1 protein-coding gene is annotated in these 4,439 nt (G+C 41.9%); it reads left to right on the forward strand.

All coding sequences use genetic code 11. The features are described from left to right. Positions 1 to 4,439 (forward strand): T9SS type B sorting domain-containing protein (locus V1468_RS16390; protein ID WP_331811282.1); only part of this gene is annotated, 4,439 nt, incomplete at both ends.

Here is a 4,439-nt window from a genome sequence, read left to right on the forward strand (position 1 = left end):
GTTTTGTAGAGTTTACGTTGAGTGATCGCGATGCCGAGGTGATAGGAGCACAGACGGGAGTAGTTGTGACGTATCATTCCACACCAGAAGGAGCTATAGATGGCACAGGAGTATTACCAAACGCATATGTCAATACAACGGCAAATACTGAAGAAGTATATGTACGTATCGAGAACGGAGCCGGTTGTTATGACACCACGACGTTACAATTAATCGTCAATCCATTGCCAAGCACTGTAGAAGTAAGTCCATACGAACTATGTGACGACAACGCACCAGGAGACGAGCAAGAGCAATTTGATCTTACGGACAAGGAAGCAGAGATACTCAACGGACAAGGTAATGTAACAGTAACCTATTATACCGACGCGGCCAATACCAATGAGATTACAGGATTGTATACAAATGTCAGTAATCCAGAAACGATTTATGCAGTACTTACCAATGACAACACAGGCTGTAGCACACAAGTCGAGTTTGAGCTGATCGTAAACCCGTTACCAGCCTTGGTAGCACCAACACCATTAGAGGTTTGTGACGATGGTACACCAGATGGCTTAACAGAGATAGATCTTAATGCGAAGAATGGAGAGATCAGTGGAGGTAACCCAAATTATTCAGTGAGTTATTACTTTGATTTGGATGATGCAGAAGCAGAAGAAAATCCATTAGCGATACCATACACCAACATCAGTGATCCACAAACAATATATGTTCGTGTTGAAGATATCGAAACCGGCTGTTATGATACCACGACACTGGTATTAGATGTACAGCAGGCACCAGCGGCCAACACACCGACACCGTTGTATTACTGTGATCCAGACAACGATGGCTTTGGGATATTCGACCTGACCGAAGCAGATAATGAGATTACAGGAGGAGCAGCAGGATTAACGGTAACGTACCATGAAACACCGATCAATGCATGGAATAATGTAGATGCAATAGACACAACGGTAGCCTATACTAATATTTCTGAGGATGTCCAGACGATATATGTAAGAGTAGAAAGTGCTACCATCGCAACAGAATGCGCAAGTTTTGTAAATCTAGAACTTGTAGTACAAGACACACCACAGCTTATAGAGCCAACACCATTAGAAGCGTGTGACGATGCATCGGCAGACGGTTTTGCACAGTTCGATTTAACGAGCAAGGAAGAAGAACTATTAAATGGTGCAGATCCGACGCTTTACAATATCAGCTACTATGAAACGGAAGAAAATGCCAATGATGCAAACAATCCAATAGCCAATCCAATGGCCTATATAAATACGGTAGCCAATGAGCATGAGGTGTGGGTACGTGTAGAAGACCCAAATACGGCAGAAGGTTGTTATAAAGTAGTACGTTTAGAGTTAATCGTAAACCCATTACCAGTATTGGTACAGCCAATGCCATTAGAGGAGTGTGATGTCAACAACCCAGGAGATGAGCAAGAAGCCTTCATGTTAGAAGACGCTAATGAAGAGATCCTGAACGGTCAGAACGGAATTAGCCTAACCTATTACGAGACAGAGGACGATGCAAATAACGCAGAAAACCCAATATCAAGTCCATATGTCAATACGATGAATGCTCAGACAATCTATGTAAGAGCAGAGAATGATGTGACAGGTTGTTACAGTACCATAACGTTAACCTTACGTGTAAACCCAATACCATCACCAGAAGAAGATCCAGATCCAATCGAAGTTTGTGATGATGACAATGATGGTTTTGCAGAGTTCGATTTAGAGATCCGTACGGTAGAGATCATCAATGGTGAGACAGATGTGGTTATTACCTATCATGAGACCGAAGAAGAAGCAGAGCAAGGGACCAATGCTATCACAGGTTTGTATACCAATATTGTGGCAGGCAGCCAAATGATCTATGTAAGATCAGAGAATACCATCACAGGCTGTTACAGTTTAACACAAAACACTTTGGAATTAATCGTGGTGTCAGCACCAGAAGTTCCAACCAATCTAGAAGCACTAGAGGTTTGTGATACCGATAACGATGGCTTTGCACCGTTTGATCTAACAGAGCGCAATGACGACATCTTAGGAGATCAAGACCCATCGGAAGTGGTGTTAACCTATCATGTTACAGACGATGATGCAGAAACAGGAGATAACCCAATAGTAAACGTAGGAAACTATACCAACACGATGAATCCACAGACAATTTATGTGAGGTTGTACAATCCAACCACAGGATGTCAGGATACAGGCGCGTTTGAAATTATAGTACAATTACCACCAGAGCCAGTACAGCCAACGCCATTAGAAGTGTGTGATGATTTAGATGAAGTACCAGGCGATGAGATCACAGAATTTGATCTAACGGTAAAAGACTCAGAAATCACAGGAGGTAATGCCAGTTGGTCTGTAGCATACTATGAGACCAGTGCAGATGCGCAATCTCAGACAAATGCAATACCAGACCCAACAGCGTATACCAATACATCGGTAAATGGACTTGCGGCAAACCCACAAACCCTATATGTAGTGGTCACCGATACAGACACAGGTTGTACAGCCACAACAACGATGACCATAAGAGTGTTGCCAAACCCAACACCAACACCAAGCGATCAATTACCAGATTTAGAACTGTGTGATGATATCAATACAGGAGATGGAGTAGAAGTATTTGATTTAACGGAGAACGAAATATTGATTTTAAATGGTGAAAACGGAGTAACGCCAACCTATCATGAGAGCTCAGAAGATGCCTATGCAGGAGAGAATGCCATAGCAGACCCAACGCAGTATACCAATATAGACACACCAGAACAAGAAATCTATGTAAGAGTGACCAATGATGCAACAGGCTGTTATGCTGTAGTTAACTTTACAATATTTGTACATCCATTACCAGAAGTAGTGGCAGTAACCGATTTTATACAATGTGAGTTAAATACAGACGGATTTGATAGTTTTGATTTAACAATAAAGGACGACGAAGTTTTAAACGGACAAGACCCAACCCGTTATATCGTAAGCTATCATGAGACACTAGCAGATGCAGAGTCAGAGATGAACGCACTGGTAAGTCCGTACACTAACATCAGCAATCCACAAGAGATCTATGTAACAATTACAGATAACGAAACAGGTTGTTCTATCAGTACACAGAGATTTAACCTTCAGGTAGATGAAGCCGCACAGGCCAATCCAGATATGTTGGATATAACTTATGAAGCCTGTGATGATGATATAGAGAATAATGGAGATCCAAGTGATGACAGTACGCAGTTTACATTATCAACACGAGATGAGTTTGTATTAGATGGACAAGATCCGGCAAACTATATAGTGACTTACTATGCAACAGAAGCCGATGCCAACTTAAACGTAAACCCATTACCAGACCTTTATGAAAACGTGGTCAACCCACAAGTGATTTACGCAAGAGTAGACAACAATACTTTAGCAGTTATACCAATCGCATTAGATTTAACTGCATTGACCGCAGGATTAGATTTAGATGCAGACGGTACAGTAGACACCTATGACACCGATGCAGACGGAGTATTTGATTTAATAGACGTTGATGGAGATGGTCTATCAGACGGTATCGATGCCAATGCCGATGGACTGTATGAGTTTGTAGATATAGATGGAGACGGAAACGGAGACCCAGTAGATCTCAACAACGATGGAGTATTTGATAACCAGCAAGACGGCTCTATCTGTTATGAGGTAGCACCACTAACGCTTCAGGTTAATCCAAAGCCAAACTTTGATTTAGCAGAAAGTTACATTTTATGTATCGATACCAATGGCACGGAAATTTTAGATCCATTAGTGCTAGACACAGGATTATCAGAGGCAGATTACAGTTTTGAGTGGACCTTCAATGGAGAGGTTATCGCAACAGAGACGGGTTCAAGTATGATGCCGACCCAAGGAGGAACCTATGGAGTATTGGTAACAGATATGACCACATCAACAGAGACCTATTGTGAGACCTATGATGAAACTATCGTAATCGAAAGTGCACCACCAACGTTAATAGCAGACGTAGTAACACAAGTTTTTGGAAATAGTAACGTTATAGAAGCACTAGCCACAGGAATCAGTGAGTATGAGTACAGTCTGGACGGAGGTCCATGGGAAGAGCCATTAGAAGATGGATCTATACAATTTACAGGAGTATCCCAAGGGTTACATACGGTAACGGCTAGAGACAAGAACGGTTGTGGAATAACAAGTATAGAGGTATTTGTAATAGATTATCCGAAGTATTTTACACCAAATGGAGATGGTATCCATGAAACATGGAACATAGAAGGTATTGGAAGTAATGCCAAAATTTATATATTTGACCGCTACGGGAAACTGCTCAAGCAGATCAGCCCGACAGGTCAGGGATGGGACGGAACGTTCAACGGTAACAATATGCCATCGAGCGACTACTGGTTTACAGTAGAATACGAAGAACCC

The sequence above is a fragment of the Winogradskyella poriferorum genome (assembly GCF_036553625.1).
Taxonomy (GTDB): Bacteria; Bacteroidota; Bacteroidia; order Flavobacteriales; family Flavobacteriaceae; genus Winogradskyella; species Winogradskyella poriferorum.